General features: G+C 31.6%; 16 protein-coding genes. 13 read left to right on the forward strand and 3 right to left on the reverse strand.

Going from position 1 to position 19512, the window contains the following annotated elements; genetic code table 11:
• Positions 1–97 precede the first annotated feature (97 nt).
• A complete protein-coding gene (locus tag PP176A_RS06360; protein WP_071139629.1) occupies positions 98–643 on the reverse strand; it encodes a rubrerythrin family protein in 546 nt (181 codons plus the stop codon).
• A 47-nt stretch (positions 644–690) separates the two neighbouring features.
• The gene (locus PP176A_RS06365; RefSeq protein WP_071139630.1) at positions 691–1122 is read right to left on the reverse strand and encodes a Fur family transcriptional regulator; all 432 of its coding nucleotides are present in this window, start codon (positions 1120–1122) and stop codon (positions 691–693) included.
• Between the two features lie 440 nt (positions 1123–1562).
• Here PP176A_RS06365 and PP176A_RS06370 point away from each other — a divergent pair, with 440 nt between their 5' ends.
• From PP176A_RS06370 to PP176A_RS06380, 3 genes are read left to right on the forward strand one after another with little or no spacing between them, the layout of a single operon-like run.
• The gene (locus tag PP176A_RS06370) at positions 1563–2423 is read left to right on the forward strand and encodes an AraC family transcriptional regulator (protein ID WP_071139631.1); all 861 of its coding nucleotides are present in this window, start codon (positions 1563–1565) and stop codon (positions 2421–2423) included.
• Between the two features lie 18 nt (positions 2424–2441).
• Entirely contained in the window at positions 2442–3392 is a 951-nt protein-coding gene (locus PP176A_RS06375; RefSeq protein WP_071139632.1) for an ABC transporter ATP-binding protein, read from the forward strand.
• Entirely contained in the window at positions 3392–4147 is a 756-nt protein-coding gene (locus PP176A_RS06380) for an ABC transporter permease (RefSeq protein WP_071139633.1), read from the forward strand. Before PP176A_RS06375 ends, PP176A_RS06380 begins: the two co-directional genes overlap by 1 nt.
• An 89-nt stretch (positions 4148–4236) precedes the next feature.
• Here the strand turns inward: PP176A_RS06380 and PP176A_RS06385 are convergent, their stop codons facing one another.
• On the reverse strand, positions 4237–5934 hold the full coding sequence (locus PP176A_RS06385) for a hypothetical protein (RefSeq protein ID WP_071139634.1): 1698 nt from the start codon (positions 5932–5934) through the stop codon (positions 4237–4239).
• A gap of 151 nt (positions 5935–6085) precedes the next feature.
• Between PP176A_RS06385 and PP176A_RS06390 the strand changes: the two genes are divergently transcribed.
• The 10 genes from PP176A_RS06390 to PP176A_RS06435 all read left to right on the forward strand — a co-directional run bounded on the left by PP176A_RS06390 (position 6086) and on the right by PP176A_RS06435 (position 19282).
• A complete protein-coding gene (locus tag PP176A_RS06390; RefSeq protein ID WP_071139635.1) occupies positions 6086–7780 on the forward strand; it encodes a M3 family oligoendopeptidase in 1695 nt (564 codons plus the stop codon).
• Positions 7781–8022: 242 nt separating this feature from the next.
• The gene (locus PP176A_RS06395) at positions 8023–8703 is read left to right on the forward strand and encodes a TVP38/TMEM64 family protein (protein ID WP_071139636.1); all 681 of its coding nucleotides are present in this window, start codon (positions 8023–8025) and stop codon (positions 8701–8703) included.
• A gap of 48 nt (positions 8704–8751) precedes the next feature.
• Positions 8752–9117, forward strand: coding sequence for a flagellar protein FlaG (locus tag PP176A_RS06400; protein WP_071139637.1), 366 nt, complete (start codon positions 8752–8754; stop codon positions 9115–9117).
• 12 nt (positions 9118–9129) lie between these two features.
• Entirely contained in the window at positions 9130–10983 is a 1854-nt protein-coding gene (fliD, locus tag PP176A_RS06405) for a flagellar filament capping protein FliD (RefSeq protein ID WP_071139638.1), read from the forward strand.
• Between the two features lie 15 nt (positions 10984–10998).
• Positions 10999–11400 (forward strand): flagellar export chaperone FliS, encoded by a 402-nt coding sequence (gene fliS / locus PP176A_RS06410; protein WP_071139639.1) that lies wholly within the window; start codon positions 10999–11001, stop codon positions 11398–11400.
• Positions 11397–11867, forward strand: a complete 471-nt coding sequence (gene flgN / locus PP176A_RS06415) for a flagellar export chaperone FlgN (protein ID WP_071139640.1) — start codon at positions 11397–11399, stop codon at positions 11865–11867. The genes fliS and flgN overlap by 4 nt, the downstream gene beginning before the upstream one ends.
• 544 nt (positions 11868–12411) lie before the next feature.
• Positions 12412–12939, forward strand: a complete 528-nt coding sequence (gene hpf, locus PP176A_RS06420) for a ribosome hibernation-promoting factor, HPF/YfiA family (RefSeq protein ID WP_071139641.1) — start codon at positions 12412–12414, stop codon at positions 12937–12939.
• A 220-nt stretch (positions 12940–13159) separates the two neighbouring features.
• Positions 13160–15898, forward strand: a complete 2739-nt coding sequence (secA, locus tag PP176A_RS06425) for a preprotein translocase subunit SecA (RefSeq protein ID WP_071139642.1) — start codon at positions 13160–13162, stop codon at positions 15896–15898.
• Positions 15899–15914: 16 nt separating this feature from the next.
• Positions 15915–17022, forward strand: a protein-coding gene (gene prfB, locus PP176A_RS06430) for a peptide chain release factor 2 (RefSeq protein WP_200796063.1) whose coding sequence is annotated in 2 segments (ribosomal slippage) — positions 15915–15989 and positions 15991–17022 — 1107 coding nt in all. Because the reading frame shifts where the segments join, the coding sequence is not laid out codon by codon here.
• 175 nt (positions 17023–17197) lie between these two features.
• A complete protein-coding gene (locus PP176A_RS06435; protein ID WP_071139643.1) occupies positions 17198–19282 on the forward strand; it encodes a methyl-accepting chemotaxis protein in 2085 nt (694 codons plus the stop codon).
• Positions 19283–19512: the final 230 nt, after the last annotated feature.

Genomic DNA, 19512 nt, shown 5'->3' on the forward strand with positions numbered 1-19512 from the left:
ATATGCTCTCCTTAATGTGGCAGACAGATGAAACTGTTTAACAAAAGGAGGAACATATCATAATTAGTATAACAGTCCTAATATATATTAGATGGCATTAAAATATTTTAAATTTGCTATTTGGTGCACCACAGATTGGACATTTGTCAACAGGTCCGCCTATTTCCACAAAACCACAGAACGGACAAACATATATTTTATCTGCTTCAATATCTTTTCCAGAGTCTACTGCCTTTTTAGCCTCTTCGAATAATTTTGCATGAACTTTTTCTGCTGCTATAGCAAACTTCATAGAGTTAATGGCTTCTTTTTCTTCCTGCATTTCTGCTACATTAATGTAAGCAGGATACATTTCGTTTACTTCAAATAATTCTCCATTCTTTGCTGCTTCAAGATTTTCCGATGTAGTTCCAAATCCGAAGCCTGCTCCTGAAGTTACATCAAAGTCACCCTTTACATTTTTTAAAGCTTTGAAATGTGCAGTGGCATGGATTTGTTCTGCCGAAGCTACTGCTCTGAACAGCCTTGCTACATTTGGGAATCCGTCTTTTTCGGCTTTTTCACCCCAAATTAAATATCTCATGTGAGCCTGGCTTTCTCCGCCAAAGGCTGATCTTAAATTTTTAGCTGTCATATCATGCATTTAAAATTCCCCCTTAAATTTTATTTATATAAATTTTAGTGAATAGGCTAATTATTGTTATTTTTTTCTTCAATGCATTTATTGCATAATCCATAGTAATAAATATTTTTGCTATTTATTTTAAATCCTTCAATTCCCTTTTCATTTAAATCCTTCCCTTCAATTTTAAAATCATATATTTTTCCACAACTTTCGCATTTGAAATGGCCGTGAAGAGAAGTATCTATATCATATCTTGTTTCCTTTTCGTCAATTTTTATAAGTTTTACTATATTGTTTTTTAAAAACAATTCCATTGTGTTATATATGCTTGTTTTTGATAAAGTAGGTATTTCATTAATAAGATTATTATAAATTTCGTCAATAGTCGGATGAATTCTGTTGTTTAATAAAAAGTCAAAAACCTTAATTCTAATTGTAGAAGGTTTAATATTATGCTCTTTTAAATATTTTTTTATTTGTTCCGTATTTTGTTTCATTTGGACAATCTCCCTTCTTGGGAAAATTATTCGTGGAATCTTTTAATATTGAACTGATTTCAAATTTGTATTGATTACAATATTATTATAGTGTTGAAAAACAAAATTGTCAATACCATTTTTAAAATTTTTTTAAAGAATATTATTTTTTATAGTGAATAGAAAAGTTTTCACTTAAGAAATATTGATTAAAAGAGCTTTCCGTAAATGAGTTTCAAGAAAATCTACCTTATAATATTTTAATAAAAGCTTTTCTTATAATTTGTTTCTAACGAACGTTATAATTTACAATTTTATAGATATCAAAGAATGTATGAATTTTTAAATAAGAGTTCCTTTAAAAATTGGTAAATGATATAAGTGAAGTTTACAAAACCGAGCATCAAAAGAGAGGAACGAATTTATTTTATATAGTATAATTTTTACAAGGAGATGAGGAAATGGAGTGGTTGAAAAAATTAAGCAATGCTATTGATTATATCGAAAGTAACTTAGATGGAGAGATTTCCTATGAAGAAGCTGCTAAAATTGCGTGTTGTTCGACCTATTATTTTCAGCGGATGTTTTCCTACGTGGCCGGTATTTCATTGTCTGAATATATTCGCCGTCGGAGAATGACACAAGCTGCCTTTGAATTACAGTCCACAGATACAAGAGTATTAGATGTTGCATTAAAATATGGTTATACTTCTCCCACATCATTTAATCGGGCGTTTCAGAACGTTCATGGAATTTCACCGGCTGCTGCAAAGTCCCAAGGGAGAGTACTTAATGCGTATCCCCCCATTAAATTTTCAATACAAGTTACAGGAGGTAGTGCTCTGCCATATCGGATTGAAGAGAAAGAAGTTATGCGGATTGTAGGTACTCGTATTCCTTTAACAGGGGATATGGAAGAAAATAAAAAACTTGTTCCTCCATTTTGGAATAGGGTATTACAAGACGGTAAATTTCCGGAAATCTGTGAGCTGTCAAATCAATTTCCTCATGGAGTATTAGGGATTACTGCTTATCAAAGTTCCAATGAAATTTATTATTATATTGCAGTTGCAACAGATAAACCTGTTCCTGAGAAGATGTTTGAGTATGAAATTCCTGCTGCTACATGGGTAATATTTGAGTGTAATGGACATTTCAAAGAGTCTGTACAGAACGTTTTTAAACGGTTTCTAACAGAATGGCTCCCATTTTCCGGATATACTTATGCTGAGCTACCGGATATTGAGGTTTATCCAATCAGCAAAGAGAGACCGCAGGAGGGTTATTCAGAAGTATGGATTGCAATAAAAAAAGAAAGTTGAACTTTAAGGAGAGATAAGATGGTTTCTATCTGCGTTGAAAAATTAGTAAAAAAATATAAGAATGGTGTGCAGGCCTTGGATGGTCTTTCTTTAACTGTAAATGAGGGAGAGATATTTTCTCTCTTAGGACAAAATGGAGCAGGAAAATCAACCCTTATTAAGGTATTGACTACTTATCTGTACCCAACATCTGGTAGTGTAATTATGCTGGGCAAAGATATTTATCATGAAGCCGCTGCAATACGTCCTCATATCTCTTGCGTTGCACAGAATACATCTATTGATATGTATCTGTCAGTTACGGAAAATATGATGTTTCAAAGTAAGCTCTACAAAGTACCAAAAGTTGAAGCACAAAAACGCATGGAAATGTTAATTGATAGTTTTGAATTAAAACAATATTTGAAATATCCTGTTTCCTCCTATTCAGGTGGGGTAAAAAGGCGGCTTGATATTGCGCTTAATATGATGTCAAATCCTAAAATATTGTTTTTAGACGAACCCACCATTGGCATGGATATTCAATCCCGCATGGTGATGTGGAATATGATGAAGAAGATCAAAAATGAGTTTGGAACGACTATTTTTTTAACAACCCACCATTTAGAAGAAATTGACCAATTGAGTGATACCATCTGTATTATGAAAAACGGTAAAGAAGTTATTCAAGGGACACCCTATGTTCTCCGTGAATATCTGAGACAGGATATGCTAAAGATTAACTTTACATCAGAAGAAACAGCAAGAAAATGTTTTGAACCGTTAAAAGCTGTTATTGCCTTGAAAGAGACGGATTTACATCATGATAGGATTATTACCAATTTAAAAAATGGTCATGCTGATTTGGAAGAGGTAAATCGTTGGTTGTTAGATCATGATATTCCTTTCTTGGGTATAGAAATTATACAGCCTACCTTAGAAGATGTTTTTATCAGACTGACAGGTGAAAATGGAAGGGAGGTATGTTAATGAACGTTTTTATTATTCTTTGGCGCAATATAAAGTGGCGATTCCACAATGCTTTTACAATTATGATTACCATTTTACAGCCTATGCTTTGGTTGGTTTTATATAGTGCTGTTGCCGGACAGTCCATGAAGGATATAGGAATTGAAAACTATACGGCATTTATTCTTCCTGGGCTTATTGTATTGGTAAGTTTTGGAGCTTGCAGCAGTAGCGGCATTATGAATTATATCATGAAAAGGGATGGCAGCTTTTACCGAATATTAATTGCTCCGATTCAAAGAAGCTCCATTATACTCGGTCAGATATTAGAAGCAGTTTTGTGTACTTTTTTTGAAGTTGCCATTATGTGCATTATCAGCATGATCTTCTCGGTTAAAATATCTTCGGGATTTATAGGGTTGATTTTAATGGCTTTGTTTGTATTTATGACAGCATTCTTTATGGCTGGATTGACTTATGCTATTAGTCTTTCCTTACCAAATGAAGCTGTTTATGAAACGGCTATGAATGCCATTGTATTACCTATATTTTTTTTGAGTACAGCCTTATTTCCTGTCGAAAGTTTATCGGGGAGATTGGCAGTAGCAGTGAACCTTAACCCTTTTACTCATATTATTAATGCCATGCGTAGCCTGTTATTTGACGAAATAATTTTGTCAAAAGATATTCTCCCCGTGACTATATTATTCATTATAATGTGCTGTGGTAGCTTTGGATTAGCACTTTGGAGGCTGAAAAAGGAAACAGTACAGTAAAGGTTAACATTAAGAGCTTTATTACTGCAGCAAAGAATTACATTGACTTGTAGAGATGGAGACTACAGCGTTGCAGAAATTAAAGCTCCTTATTTATTTTTTTCTTCATATTTTTTTATATATATTAATTTTCCTATATTCTTAACATTATTTAATTTTTTACTTTCATATTCCAATAAAGAAAATATTTGTTTTCCCTGAGGAAGAATGACGATGGTGTGGATTCCCCTATTTATTTTTACTAATCCCATATAATCAAAACAGGCCATTATTGTATTTCTTATAAAAGGAAAATCATATAAAACATCTTTAAGAAATTTGTCGAAATCGTAAGTAATTCCCGCTTTGTATTTAGAAATTGTTTCTAATACAAAATTTTTAGTTTCATATTCACGATCCCAAGGGAATATATTCCATAGATATTCTATAAATAATGCGAGTTTTTCTTCTTGCTTTAAGCTATGAAACCTCTTTACATCTTTGGTTGGATATATCCTGTTTTTTTCTATTTTGGCAAAATTATAGCACAAAGAAAAGTAGTAATATAAGTTTATGAGAGGATAATCTGTTTGATTGAACAGAGGATTCATTGAACGTTTGTTTTTAAATAGAAGGTTTAACTTAAATAGATTATCTCTGTTTATATGTTTTCTTACGGAGGTTAATTTTACATCGTTATTTTTTATATAATCTAAAAATATCTCATAATCTTTTATGAAAATCGTACTTTTTTCACTTATATTATCTTTTAATACCAATTGAATTTCATTATTCCATTGTAAAGGAAAAGTCAGTGTGTTTTCATCCTTCATATAATCATTTTTTTTATTTTGAATTTTTAATATGTTTTCATAAGAATTATTAAAATTAGGGTCCATACCTTTTAGAAATCCAAAATATTTTTTTAGTGTTGATATATATGAATTTAATTCGGTCTTTGTTCTTATAAAGCCATCCTTAATTGCATCTTTAATGAATAAATTCATATCAACGTCTTTTAAATCCGATATTGTCATATTTTTACCCGAGAGATAATAATCGTATATATCGACGAGATTATTAATATGCCTTTCAGTATATTTCTCAGAGAAATGGTCATATAGGTATTCTTCAAAATCGTCTAATTCCTCCGAAAGAATATCGTCTTCGTCATCTTGGTCTATGATATTGTATATATAATCAGTATATATTTTGTATACATTACTGCTGTATTTTTTTAAATATTTTTCCATTGAAAGTTTTTTATCATGTATTTTCATTTTATAATAATCATTATATATATCTTCAACTATATCATCTTCTACAAACTTTGGAAGAAAACTTATGTCACCTATAAATTTTTTATAGGATAATACTGTTGCTACTCTTCCAAATACTAAATCTGACGGATTCACCAATTTTGACAGTTCAGGTTCGTCTAATACGCATTTTTCTTTAAGAATAACATCTTCTATATATATTAGATCTCCCTTTATGCTGTTAATTTTATATATACTTATGTGGCATTTATTTCTTTCTATGAGTACTTCCTTTTCAAGGTTTGTCAGAGTATCGGATTTTTCTTCCAAAAGGTGTTCTATAAAATTCTTACCGTCTTTGGTTTTATAATCAAGGCTTAACCATATATTGAAGGCTATCATAGTTCTTTCTTCATCAATTTCAGGATAATCAAAATCAATATTGGTAAGAAATTTTTCTTTTTTTAAAAAGTTTCCTATATAATTTAAAAGTTTCTTTGTAGCACTTTCTTGTATAGCCATTATTTTTCCATATTCTAATTTATCCATAATTTCCTCCGACAATTTAAATATATAAGTAGTATAATATATTATACACTAAATGGATAGTTTCTCATAGAAATATATATTAATATTTTTTAACTGGAGTTTTTTTATAAAATTTGTTATTATTTAATATAATAGTAAGGGGGAGCAAAAAATGAAATTTAAAGATTATAAGTACATAAGGCCGGACATGGAAAAAATAAAGAAGGATTTTTCTTCTTTAATTGAAAAGTTTAACAAATCCGTTGAAGTTGAAGAACAAAATAGTATTATCCAAGAAATCAACTCTTTAAGGTCAGAAGTGGAAACAATGTCAACTCTTGTTAGCATAAGGAACTCCATAGATACAACGGATAAATTCTATGCGGATGAAAAAAGCTTTTTTGATGAAAAGGTTCCCGAATATCAAGATGTGGTAATTAATTATTACAGAGCATTGGTTAATTCAAAATTCAGGAAAGAATTAGAGAGAAAATGGGGAACTCATTTATTTGAGCTGGCGGAAATTCAGCTTAAAACTTTTTCTCCTGAAATCATAGAAGATATGGTAAAGGAGAATAAACTTATTACAGAATATGAAAAACTTATTTCTTCAGCAAAGATAGTGTTTGAAGGAGAAGAAAGAAACCTGTCTCAACTGCAGCCTTTTATGGAATCAAAAGATAGAGAAGTAAGAAAAAGAGCTTATGAAGCCCATTCTAATTTCTTTAAGGAAAATGAAGAAAAATTTGATCAGATATATGATGAATTAGTTAAACTTAGAGATAAGATGGCTAAAAAATTGGGATACAAGAATTTTGTGGAATTAGGATATGCCAGGATGTCGAGAACAGATTATAATGCGGAAATGGTTGCAAATTACAGAGAACAAGTAAAGAAGTATTTAGTTCCCATCGTTGCAGAATTAAAAGAGAGACAGAGGAAGAGATTGGGACTTCCGTCATTAAAATATTATGATGAACCTTTGGAATTTGTAACGGGGAATGCTACTCCAAAGGGAGACCCCGACTGGATATTAAAAAACGGCAAAAAGATGTTCGGGGAACTTTCAGAAGAAACAAAAGAATTTTTTAACTTTATGATAGATAGAGAACTTATGGATTTAGTAAGCAAAAAAGGGAAAATGAGCGGAGGATATTGTACCTATATTAACAAATATAAATCTCCGTTTATCTTTTCCAATTTTAACGGAACAAGCGGAGATGTGGATGTTTTAACTCATGAAGGAGGTCATGCCTTTCAGTGCTATGAAAGTAAGGACATGGATGTGCCGGAATATGTATTTCCGACGTCTGAAGCAGCGGAGATACATTCAATGAGTATGGAATTTCTGACATGGCCTTGGATGAACCTCTTCTTTGAAGATGAAGAGGATAAATATAAATTCAGCCATTTAAGCGGTGCGGTAAATTTCATTCCTTACGGAGTGACTGTAGATGAATTTCAACATTTTGTCTATGAAAATCCGGAGGCTACTCCCAGAGAAAGAAAATCCAAATGGAGAGAGATTGAAAAGAAATATCTTCCCTTCAGAGATTATGAAGATAATGATTTTCTAAACAGGGGAGGATTTTGGTTCAAACAAAGCCATATATTTGAGGTTCCATTTTATTATATCGATTATACTTTAGCTCAAGTTTGTGCATTTCAGTTCTGGATAAAATATAGAGAAGATAGGAACAAAGCATGGAATGATTATCTGAAGCTATGCAAAGCCGGGGGAAGCAAATCCTTCCTGGAGCTTGTAAAGATTGGAAATATCAGAAATCCTTTTGAGGATGGATGCATAAAAGAAGTGGTAAAACCTATAAAGGAATGGTTAGATGGAATAGACGACAGTAAATTTTAAAATTAAGGAATGAGTTTAAAATGAAATTATCTCCCATTGCAGAAAAATAAAGCTATGATAGGAGATAATTTTATTTTAGAGAGAAAAGGAATGTTCTTTACCTGATGCAGATGGTTTTGGAAAATTTTTTAAAATTTGAAGGAAATAGTTTATTGATACGGCAATAGAGAATGATTTTTTTTAATTCAATCGGGTAAAACTATAAATGTAATTTATATTTAAATAATGTAGAGGTGCTTAATTTGAAGAAAAACAGAAAGATGCTTAAAGTTTTAATTATACTTGGCTTTCTTATTGTTATGATTTATTTAGTAAAAAATTTAGATATTTATAATAAAGAAAGTATAACTGATTTTTTTTCAAACGCTGATAAAAATCGGAATTTTACTCTGTTTTTTATTTTACTGACTACTTTATTTATAACATTCTTTGTGCCTGTGACATGGTTCAGCGTTCTCGGCAGCTTTTTCTTTGGCCTGAAGGGATTTATATATGTTTTTTTAGCTTGTATAATTGGATCAATAGGAGTTTTTTATATTTCTAAAATATTTCGAGATGATGTGATGAAAATTGTACATAAGGTTTATGACAGAAAGCCCAGAAAGGTAAATTTAGATGAAATTTCAAAAAAAATAAATAAATTTGGAATAGGATATATATTTTTTTTAAGGAGTATGCCCTTTATACCCTACAGCGTAGTTAATTGCATATCCGGGGTTACATCTGTTAAATTTAAGGATTACATTTTGGGAACCATTTTCGGAATGGGGCCGGGGCTTTTTACTACATCTTATTTCTTAGTAAAAGCGGTAAATATAAAATATAACCCTATGGGAGCAGTATGGGGAGTGGGAATAAAACTTATCTATGTCTTCGCGGTGATTATGTGGTATAAGAAAAGTAAATATAGAACTAAAGAATAATTTTTTAAAAGCCGATATATTACGTAGAATATCTAAGGGGGGATATGCATGGAAATAAGCAGTTTATCAACTTATTCCGTAAATAATGATTTTGTTTTTGTTAATAATCAAAGGGAGGGAAATCGTAATATTGAATTGGGGAAAAATAATACCGTTATAGAGAGAGAAAAAACGGAGATTGAGGAAAAGCCCGAGGGAGAAATAATTGACGCTGTAGAATCTGCAAATAAAAAATTTATTGCTTATGATAGAAAGTTTGAATTTTCGATTCATGAAAAAACCAAAGAAATAATGGTTAAAGTAATAGATGTAAATACAAATGAAGTAATACGGGAAATACCTCCTGAAAAGATATTAGACTTGGTAGCTGCTATATGGGAAATTGCCGGAATTATAGTAGATGAAAAAATTTAAGGTGGTGATTGTATGAACAGTAGTTCAAGAATAACAGGTTTGGCATCAGGAATAGATACTGAAACCATAATTAACGATCTGATGAAAGCAGAGAGGGTAAAACTTGATGAAGTACAACAAGAAAAACAGTTATTGGTATGGAAGCAGGAAATATATAATAGTTTAAATAAAGATTATGCCAATTTTATATTAAATACTAAAAAAGACTTGGGTCTTGTAAGTACTACATCAACGGGTTCTTATGTTTCAAATTCCTATGATAATTTAACATGGGTGAAGAAAGCAATTTCTTCAAATGAAAATATTGCCAAAGTTTCTGCTACGGCAAAATCAGTGAATGGGATTTATAATGTAAATGTGAAAAATCTTGCCGAAGGAGTAAGCTTAGTAAGTACGGGAGAAATTTCAAAGGATGAAAATGGCATTAAGAGAGATGTGACGAATTTAAAACAGCTTGGAGTGAATATAGGAGAGAATGAAGAGAAAAGAGTAACAGTTACGACAAGTAATGGGTCGGTGACTTTTAAATTTGTTAATTCGGGAGAAAAGGTAAAAGTTGATAAAGATAATAATATTGTGTCCATAAATATAAACGAGGCCAATTTAAGTGATTTGGCAAAGGCCGTAAGTGATGCCAAGGTTTATAGTGAAGATGGAAAAGATCAGAAATCTTTGGGAGTGAAAGCAAATTATGATTCCACTATAGACAGGTTTTTCTTTCAAACTTCCGATACGGGAAGCAAAAATTTTTTAAAGGTAGAAGAGGCAACAGTAGAAGTTGGAGAAGATGGAAAAATCACAGTTGTAGATGGGACAGGCAAAAATCTTTTCGTAGGAAGCGAAAATCTTCTTAAAGTAGCCGGAAAAGATGAAGATAATCAAACATTTTATCTTAGTAATGGAATTAAAAGAGAGGGTAAAGATGCAGAGATAAGTTTTAACGGTGCAGAGAATATTTTATTGTCATCCAACCAATTTACCATAAATGGTATAGATTTTAATTTAATTGATGAAGGTTCATTTACTGTAACCGTTGATACAGATGTGGACAGCGTATATGAAAAGATTCAAAAATTTGTGGACAGTTATAATGAATTAGTAGAAAAGACAAGTAACCTTCTTACTGAAAAAAAATACAGGGATTATCAACCTCTTACTGATGATCAGAAGAGTGATATGAAAGAGGATGATATAAAACTGTGGGAAGACAAGGCTAAAAGCGGATTATTGCGCAGCGATGGAACCCTTGAGAGCACAATGAGCAATATGAGAGGCTGGTTATATAATACAATAGAAGGGGTATCGGGAAGTTTTGATTTCATAGCTGATATAGGAATAACCACAGAAAGTTATTCTCAGGGCAGCGTAGGAGGCAAGCTTACTATTGATGAAACAAAGCTGAAAGATGCCTTAAGAAAAGATACCAACGGAGTATTGGAGGTATTGTTTAAGGAGCCCGATTATTCTTCGGAAGCATTGAAGGGGACAAATGCCTATATGCAGGAAAGCCAAATGACGAAAGAACAGATTGAGGCTAAGAGAAAACAAAGCGGTATAGTTACAAGAGTTTATGACAGCTTGATTCAAGGAATGGGAGATATTGTCCTTAAATCAGGTACAGGAGATGAAGCGGACCTTTACAGAAAGGTAAAATCAAATATGCTTATAGATTTTGTAACGAAGTATGGAAGTATAAGCACTATTGATGAAGATGTATTGGACTTGGATCAAAAGATTTATGACTTAAATCAATACTTGTCGGATAAGGAGGAAAGCTATTATACGAAATTTACGGCTATGGAGAAGGCCATTGCAAGTATGAGCAGTCAAAGCAGTTGGCTTACACAACAATTTAGCCAACAATAGAAAGGATGGGGAAGAATGTCATTAAGTGTGCTCAATCAATATAAACAAAATTCCATCTTAACGGCAGCTCCGGAAGAATTAACTTTGATGCTTTTTGACGGAGCGATTAAATTTGTCAACCTTGGGAAAATTCATATTGAAAATGGAGAAATAGAAAAAGCAAATTCTGCAATATTAAGAGCTCAAGATATAATTGTGGAATTGGATTCTTCTTTGGATATGAAATACGAAATATCGAAAAATTTAGATGAGATATATAAGTTTATTTTGAACCGACTTATTGCAGCGAATCTAAAAAAGGATATTGCTCCGTTAGACGAGTCTTTAGAGCTTTTAAATGAAATTAGGGACACTTGGAAAGAACTTACAAGGGAAATAAAAAAGATGAGGTATGGAAATAAGCAGGTGAAGATATGAAGGAAGATTTAGTTTCAGAACTTATTGAAATAAGTGAAAAAAAATTAGGCTTATTAGATGAGATGCTTCTTCTTACAAAGAAACAAAGAACTGTAATATCTCAAGAAAAACAAGGCAATTTAAATGAGATAATTGACAAGAAAGACAAAATAATAGATGAAATTGACAAACTGGATAAAATCTTTATTCTTAAGTTTTCCAGATACAAATTGGAAAACAAAGTTGAAAGTATAGATAAGATAGATGTACGAGATAAGCCTGAATTGAAAAATTTGAAGGATGTTATAACTAAAATTACTTCTACCCTTATGGCTATTTCCATAATAGATAAAGAAAATAATTTAGAAATAAAGGATAAGCTGGAAGATGTTAAAGAAAATTTAAAGAAGGTTAAAGATGGATACAGAGCATATAAGGGATATAACAAAAAGGTTAAAGGAAGTATACTAATTGACGAAAAGAGATAGAAAAATATTTATATAGGATTTTGAAATCCTATATAAATATTTTTTTTATAACGAATAGGAAAATTCTTACTTATAAATATTGGTAAAAAGAACTTTCCGTAAATGAGTTTCAAGAAAAGCCCTGATTTACCTTAATATATTAATGTTTTAGCAGAAACATTTTTACATTCAATATGTAGTATCATGATACATCTGATTGCGCAATTAAAAGCATAAGTATTATTATAAAATAATTACAGATTATATAATAAATTGTATAAAAAATATATTGATATAATTGTCCACCTTTTATTAAGAAACTTATCCACATAAATTTTATAGTATAAACAGTTTTCCACAGAATTATGCACATTATCCACAGAAATTTTATTATTTTATCCACATTTTTTAAAAAAAAGAGTAATAAATATTTATACAGAGATGATGCATAATATTTTATTAAAAAAAATATATTAGTTGTTAATATTAGATTTTTTGTGGGTATAATAAAATAAATACATTAAACATAAGAGAATTTATCTTGTGTGGAAGGGAGTTGGAGTTTATGAAGATAAATATTAAAGGCAAGAATATCGATGTAACCGAATCTTTAAGGGATACTACCTTGAAAAAAATAGGAAGATTAGATAAGTATTTTCAAAAAGATGTGGAAGTTTTTGTTACTTATAGCGTAGAAAAAAATAGGAAAATAATTGAGGTAACAATAAATCTTCCCGGAAATATTCTTAGAGCCGAAGAATCAGGCGATGATATGTACGTATCGATTGATAGGGCCGTAGATATTTTAGATGGGCAAATCAGAAAATATAAAACTAAACTCCAAAAGAGATATCAGAATGGTGCTACTATTAGATTTGAAAATATTCAACCATTAAACCATGAGGAGAACAAACCTAAAATAGTGAAGACTAAAAAATTTCCTATGAAGCCTATGGATGAGGAAGAGGCTGTACTTCAAATGGAGCTTCTGAGACACAATTTCTTTATGTTTAGGAATTCGGAAACAGATGAAGTAAATGTTGTTTATAAAAGGAAAGACGGCGATTATGGCTTAATTGAGCCAGAGATTTAATAATGTTAATTAAAATAGACTAAAAATTGCAAGATTTAAATCTTGCAATTTTTAGTCTATTTATATATATTTGGAAAACAATATTTTTTAAAAAAGATATAATAGTGAAATCGTTAAATTTACTGATTTAGACATAATACTTATTTGTATTGATAAGAAATCACATAAGTGATAAAATTAGAAAATAGGCAACAGTTAATTTTAAGAGGTGATTAAAAACATGACAAGTTTTTTTAAAAAAATTGCTAATTTTTATAGCGACAAGGAACTGAAAAAGATTACACCTATAGTAGACAAAATAGAATCTTTCGATAAAGATACGGAAAGACTTTCGGATGGAGAACTTAAAGGGAAAACAGAAGAATTTAAAGATAGATATAAAAAGGGAGAAAGTATTGATAGTTTGTTACCTGAAGCTTTTGCTGTAGTAAGGGAAGCTTCTAAGAGAGTTCTTGGATTGAAACATTTTAGAGTACAGCTGTATGGAGGAATTATTCTTCATCAAGGTAGAATAGCTGAGATGAAAACCGGTGAAGGAAAAACTCTTGTTGCCACTCTTCCTGCTTATTTAAATGGGTTGACCGGTGAAGGGGTTCATATCGTGACAGTAAATGATTATTTGGCAAAAAGAGACAGACAGTGGATGGGAAAGGTTTATGAATTTTTAGGACTTTCTGTGGGATGTATTCTCCATGATATGGACAATAAAGAAAGAAGAAATGCTTATAATTGTGATATTACTTACGGAACCAACAATGAATTTGGGTTTGATTATTTAAGAGATAACATGGTCATATATAAAGAAGAGATGGTTCAAAGAGGACTAAATTATTCTATAGTGGATGAAGTGGACAGCATACTTATAGATGAAGCAAGAACACCGTTGATTATTTCGGGAACTGGAGATAAATCCACGAAATTGTATTATGTAGCGGATAATTTTGTCGGTCTCCTTGAAGGCAGGATAATAAGTCCTGATGAGGGCAGAACGGATATCTTTGAGAGAGAGATAAAGGAAGAGACAGTAGACTATGTTGTAGATGAAAAATCAAGGACAGTAAATCTGACGGAAAAGGGAACTAAAAAAGCTGAAAATTTCTTCGGGCTGGAAAATTTAGCGGATGTTGAAAATATGGAAATTGCTCATCATATAAATCAGGCTTTAAAGGCAAAATATTTAATGAAGAGGGATATCGACTATGTAGTTAAAGACGGAGAAGTTATAATCGTAGATGAGTTTACAGGAAGGCTTATGTATGGGAGAAGATATAGCGATGGCCTTCACCAAGCAATTGAAGCAAAAGAAAAACTGGAAGTAAAAAGCGAGTCAAAAACTCTTGCCACCATTACATTTCAGAATTATTTTAGAATGTATAAAAAACTTGCAGGTATGACAGGTACCGCTAAAACCGAAGAGGACGAATTTAGAGAAATATATAATATTGATGTAGTGGAGATACCTACTAATATGCCTGTTATAAGAGAAGATCTTCATGATGTTATATATAAAACTGAAGAGGCTAAATTTAATGCTGTAGTAAAAGATATAGAAGAAAGACATTCCAAAGGTCAACCTGTGCTGGTGGGAACCATATCAATAGAGAAGAGTGAGCGCCTTAGCAAAATGTTGGCTAAGGAAAGAATTCCTCATCAAGTATTAAATGCTAAATATCATGAAAAAGAAGCGGAAATAGTATCTCAAGCAGGAAGATTGAATTCGGTTACTATTGCAACAAATATGGCAGGGCGTGGTACTGATATTGTTTTAGGCGGTAATCCTGAATATCTTTCGAAAATCGAGATGAAAAAGAAGGGGTACAGCGATCACGTTATATCCTTGGTTGACAGCTTTGCGGAAACGGATGATCCAGAAATAATAGAAGCTAAGAAGGCATATAATGATATTTTGAAGAAATATAAAGAACAAACGGATAAGGAACATCAGGAGGTAGTTAAAGTCGGAGGGCTTCATATTATAGGAACGGAAAGACATGAGTCAAGAAGAATTGATAATCAGTTGAGAGGTCGTTCAGGAAGGCAAGGGGACCCAGGTTCATCAAGATTTTATATTTCTCTTGAAGATGATCTTATGAGGCTATTCGGAGGCGAGAGGATAAAAAGCATGGTAGAAAGCTTAAATATGCCTGATGATGAACCTCTTGAACACAAAATTCTTACAAAGTCCATAGAAAATGCTCAGAAGAAAGTGGAAGGAAACAATTTTGGAATAAGAAAGCATGTTCTTCAATATGATGATGTTATGAATAAACAAAGAGAAGTGATGTATGGAGAAAGAAGAAAGGTTTTGTATGGAGAAAATCTTAAAAGTTATATCTTATCTATGATTAAAACTATAATAGAAAGTTCTGTAGATATGTATTCCGATGGGAATAAATTGGCAAAGGATTGGAATTTGGAAGGTATGAAAAATTACCTTGAAACTATATTTCCTCTAAAGATAGCTGATGAATCGGAAACTTTAGAATTGGATAAGGAAAAGTTCGTTGAAAAACTATATAATACCGCTGAGGAATTATATAATAAGAAGGAAAAAGAAATAGGAGAGGAAAGATTCAGAGAAATTGAAAGAATAATTCTCCTTCAAGTAGTGGACAGAAGATGGATGGATCATATAGACGCCATGGATCAATTAAAACAGGGGATAGGTCTTAGAGCTTATGGTCAGCAGGATCCTGTAATGGCATATCAGACAGAGGGATTTGATATGTTTGAAGAAATGACTAAGAATATTCAGGAGGATACTGTTAAATTTTTATTCCATATTGAATCTCCCGACAAGATGGAGAGGAAGAGAATAGCGAAAGCTACTTCGACTAATATTGACGGAGGAGATAAAAAAGGAAAGACCATAGTAAAAGGGAAGAAAATCGGAAGAAATGATCCATGTCCCTGCGGCAGTGGCAAGAAGTATAAAAAATGTTGTGGAAGAAACGAATAATTGAAGGAGTGATTTAATGGAAGATATTTATTTATACGTAGAAAAATTAGATAAATTAACAAAGACTTTAAAAGAACTGAGTGTTTCTCTTTGACTTGGAAAATTTAAAAAATAAAGAAAAGGAGCTTCAAAGTAAAACTTACGGTGGAAATTTTTGGGAAGACACCGATAAGGCTCAGAGAATACTTCAAGAATTAAAAAACATTAAAAACAAAATAGAGGAATATGAAAAGTTAAAAAAAGGATTGGAAGATATTTCAGTATTGCTGGAGCTCTATAATGAGGAAGAGGATGAAAGTCTGATAAAGGAAGCAGAAGAATTTTTGAAAACATCGGAAAAAGGAATAGAGGACCTGAAGCTTTCAACTTTCTTCAATGGTGAATTTGATAAAAATGATGCTATTATGTCTATACATCCGGGGGCAGGAGGATTGGAAGCTCAGGATTGGGCTGAGATGCTTTTGAGGATGTATAAAAGATGGGCAGAAAGAAAGGAATTTAAGGTAGATATACTTGATATTCTTCCGGATACAGAAGGAGGAATAAAAAGTGTTACTTTGATGGTGAGAGGTTTTAATGTTTACGGATATTTGAAATCAGAAAAAGGAGTTCACAGGCTTGTAAGGATTTCTCCCTTTGATTCATCAGGAAGAAGGCATACTTCTTTTGCCAGCGTAGATGTTTTTCCCGATATAGATGAAAGTATTTCCATAGATATAAATCCTGATGATTTAAAAATTGATACCTATAGATCCAGCGGAGCAGGAGGTCAATATGTAAATACAACGGATTCTGCCGTTAGGATCACCCATATACCTACTGGAATTACAGTTCAGTGTCAAAATGAGAGGTCTCAACATAGCAATAGATTAACCGCTATGAAAATGTTAAAGGCCAAACTTACTCAATTGGCAAAGGAAGAACAGAAAGAAAAAATTGAGGATTTACAGGGGAAATATACTCAAATAGCCTGGGGTTCTCAAATAAGATCTTATATATTTCATCCATATACTCTTGTAAAGGATCACAGAACAAATGCAGAAGTGGGAGATGCAAGCAGAGTAATGGATGGAGATTTGGATTTTTTTATGAATGAGTATTTGAAAATGAAAGTCATTAAATAAAATATTTCAAAGAATATATTAAGTACTTGAACTGCATATAATCTGCGGTGAGAGTACTTTTTAATATAAAATAATTTACCGAATATAGGCTTTAAATAAATTTATTTAGAGGAATTATATAAAATTTGTAGAATATTTAATCATACGTGATTTTTTGAAAAGGGAGTGATGATTTTTGAAAATAAGGATGAGGAGGAAAGAAGAAACAAAAAAGATAAAAACAAATCATAAAAATAATAATATTAAACTGGCTGGAGGAATGGGAAAAAAATTTAAAAATTTAAGGAAAAAAAGTATAAAAAATCAGATTGTATTTTTGTTTTTAATATTTACAATAGTACCGGTAATTATGAATGCAATTTTAAGCTATTATTTTATAAGTAATAATGTTATAGAAAATATAAAAGATTCTAATGTCAGACTTGTATCTTCCTTGTCAGATCAGATTGATAGTTTTATAGAAAATACTTTTAATGTAATCGAGAGCAGTGCAGAAACAAATGACTTCATTAGTATGGATAAAACAGAGGGGGAAATAAAACTTAATTCTATAATAAAAAGAACGGAAAATATACTTAGTATTCATATTTATGATATGGACGGAAACCCAATAATGTCTACATTAGGAGTAGACAAGGTTAAAAATATAAAAGGTGAATCATGGTTTGATACGGCTAAAAATGGGAAAAGGTGTGTTACTGATTCTTATCTTGAAGGTAAAGTTCCGGTAGTATCTTTAGTATCACCTTTAAAAAATTCAGTAAATGTCCAAGACGGAATTATAATAGCTAATATAAATCTTAAAGGACTTACGGACATAGTTCAAAAGCAGAAAATCGGAGAAACGGGAATTACATATATAGTAGACAGTAAAGGAACAATCATAGCTCATCCAGATTATAAAGAAAAAGTTATAGAGAGATATAACGGAATAAGTCATAAACTTCAAGGAGCAATAGATGTTTTAAACGAAAAAAATAAAAATAATGATTTTTATTTAAATGAAAAGGGAAAAGAGGTTCTGGGATGTTTTACAAAAATTTCTTCAACAGGCTGGGGAATTATATTGGAACAAGACAAGGAAGAAATAAACGGAATTGTTATGAGCGGGTTCAAAGGTACGATTTATTCAACTATAATAATATTATTTATAGTAATAGCGATATCCGCCTATGAGGCAAAAAAACTTTCCGATCCAGTAGAAAAACTTGCAGTGGTGGCAGGCAAAATAGGAGAAGGGGATCTAAGAGAAAAAGTTAAGGTGGATTCCGAAAACGAAATCGGACAGCTTGAAAGATCATTTAATGCGATGGTAGATTCCTTATATGACGTAGTATTAAGTGCTATGGATACTTCTCAGAATGTGAAAACATCATCCAATGAGCTTTTAGAAAATGCGGATATGGTTATATCCGCAGCATCGGAAATAACAGGGGTTATAGAGGAAGTATCAAAAGGTACGGAAGATCAGATTAAGAAAGTAGATAACACTACAAAGGAGTTTTTAGAAATATCTTCAATAGTAAAGGATATTGAAAAGAACTTTTCATATATATTGAATAGTTCAAATAATGCCTACGGAAATGCTAAGAAAGGTTCTTCGGATGTCCAGGAGACTATAACTTCCATGAACTCAATATCCCAAAAAGTAGTTGACTCTGCCCAAAAAATGAATGTTTTAAAAGAATATACCAATGATATCAATAACACTGTATCACTTATAAATAATATTTCGAAGCAAACCAACTTACTTGCTTTGAATGCAGCAATAGAAGCCGCAAGGGCAGGAGAAGCCGGAAAGGGGTTTACAGTTGTGGCTGAAGAAGTTAGAAAACTTTCGGAAGAAACGGATAAAGCGTCAAAGAATATAGTAAATGTGACAAATAAAATACAATATGAAACTGACAATGTAATTAAGTCTATGGTGGATGGAGTAACGGAAGTAGAAAAAGGAAACAAAATTATAAAGAGAACTTCCTCTACCTTTGAATCAATTATGAAAGGAACGGAGTATGTTACTGTTACAGTGGAGAATTTTAAGAAGATATTGGAAAAACTTTCCGAAGGAATTGAGAATGTAAATTCATCAATTAGAGAAGTAAGCAAAATTGCTGAAGAAACTTCTGCAGGAACGGAAACTGTTTTGGCAAGTACGGAAGAACAAGAAGCATATCTTCATTCAATTAAGGAATCTGTGGAAAACCTTAAGTCCATGAGTGAGGACTTGGCTCAGATACTCTTAAAATTCAAAATGGAGTAAAGAACGGAAATGTTAATTGATGTGGTGAAAAATTATATAAAGAACTTAATTATTTAAAACATTAAAAAACGGTCAGAAAGAGTAATTAAGATTATAAAGTATAGGGAGAACTTACTTGGAAAGTGAAAACAGAATATTTAACTTTTTAGCAAGAGTTCTCCCGTCTTTTATAACCCATAGGGAACATAATATACCTTAGTGTAAATTTCCTGTAAAATGGGAATAGTTCA

Origin of the sequence: Sporanaerobacter sp. PP17-6a, from assembly GCF_900095615.1 — a bacterium.
Classification (GTDB): Bacteria; Bacillota; Clostridia; order Tissierellales; family Acidilutibacteraceae; genus Acidilutibacter; species Acidilutibacter cellobiosedens.

What these genes read in the sequence shown, in the direction of transcription:
- PP176A_RS06390 (WP_071139635.1), top strand. Translation starts at nt 6,086, where the DNA reads ATGAAATTTAAAGATTATAAGTACATAAGGCCGGACATGGAAAAAATA.
- flgN (WP_071139640.1), top strand. Translation starts at nt 11,397, where the DNA reads ATGAAGGAAGATTTAGTTTCAGAACTTATTGAAATAAGTGAAAAAAAA.
- PP176A_RS06370 (WP_071139631.1), top strand. Translation starts at nt 1,563, where the DNA reads ATGGAGTGGTTGAAAAAATTAAGCAATGCTATTGATTATATCGAAAGT.
- PP176A_RS06385 (WP_071139634.1), bottom strand. Translation starts at nt 5,934, where the DNA reads ATGGATAAATTAGAATATGGAAAAATAATGGCTATACAAGAAAGTGCT.
- fliS (WP_071139639.1), top strand. Translation starts at nt 10,999, where the DNA reads ATGTCATTAAGTGTGCTCAATCAATATAAACAAAATTCCATCTTAACG.
- PP176A_RS06365 (WP_071139630.1), bottom strand. Translation starts at nt 1,122, where the DNA reads ATGAAACAAAATACGGAACAAATAAAAAAATATTTAAAAGAGCATAAT.
- hpf (WP_071139641.1), top strand. Translation starts at nt 12,412, where the DNA reads ATGAAGATAAATATTAAAGGCAAGAATATCGATGTAACCGAATCTTTA.
- PP176A_RS06375 (WP_071139632.1), top strand. Translation starts at nt 2,442, where the DNA reads ATGGTTTCTATCTGCGTTGAAAAATTAGTAAAAAAATATAAGAATGGT.
- fliD (WP_071139638.1), top strand. Translation starts at nt 9,130, where the DNA reads ATGAACAGTAGTTCAAGAATAACAGGTTTGGCATCAGGAATAGATACT.
- PP176A_RS06360 (WP_071139629.1), bottom strand. Translation starts at nt 643, where the DNA reads ATGCATGATATGACAGCTAAAAATTTAAGATCAGCCTTTGGCGGAGAA.
- PP176A_RS06400 (WP_071139637.1), top strand. Translation starts at nt 8,752, where the DNA reads ATGGAAATAAGCAGTTTATCAACTTATTCCGTAAATAATGATTTTGTT.
- secA (WP_071139642.1), top strand. Translation starts at nt 13,160, where the DNA reads ATGACAAGTTTTTTTAAAAAAATTGCTAATTTTTATAGCGACAAGGAA.
- PP176A_RS06380 (WP_071139633.1), top strand. Translation starts at nt 3,392, where the DNA reads ATGAACGTTTTTATTATTCTTTGGCGCAATATAAAGTGGCGATTCCAC.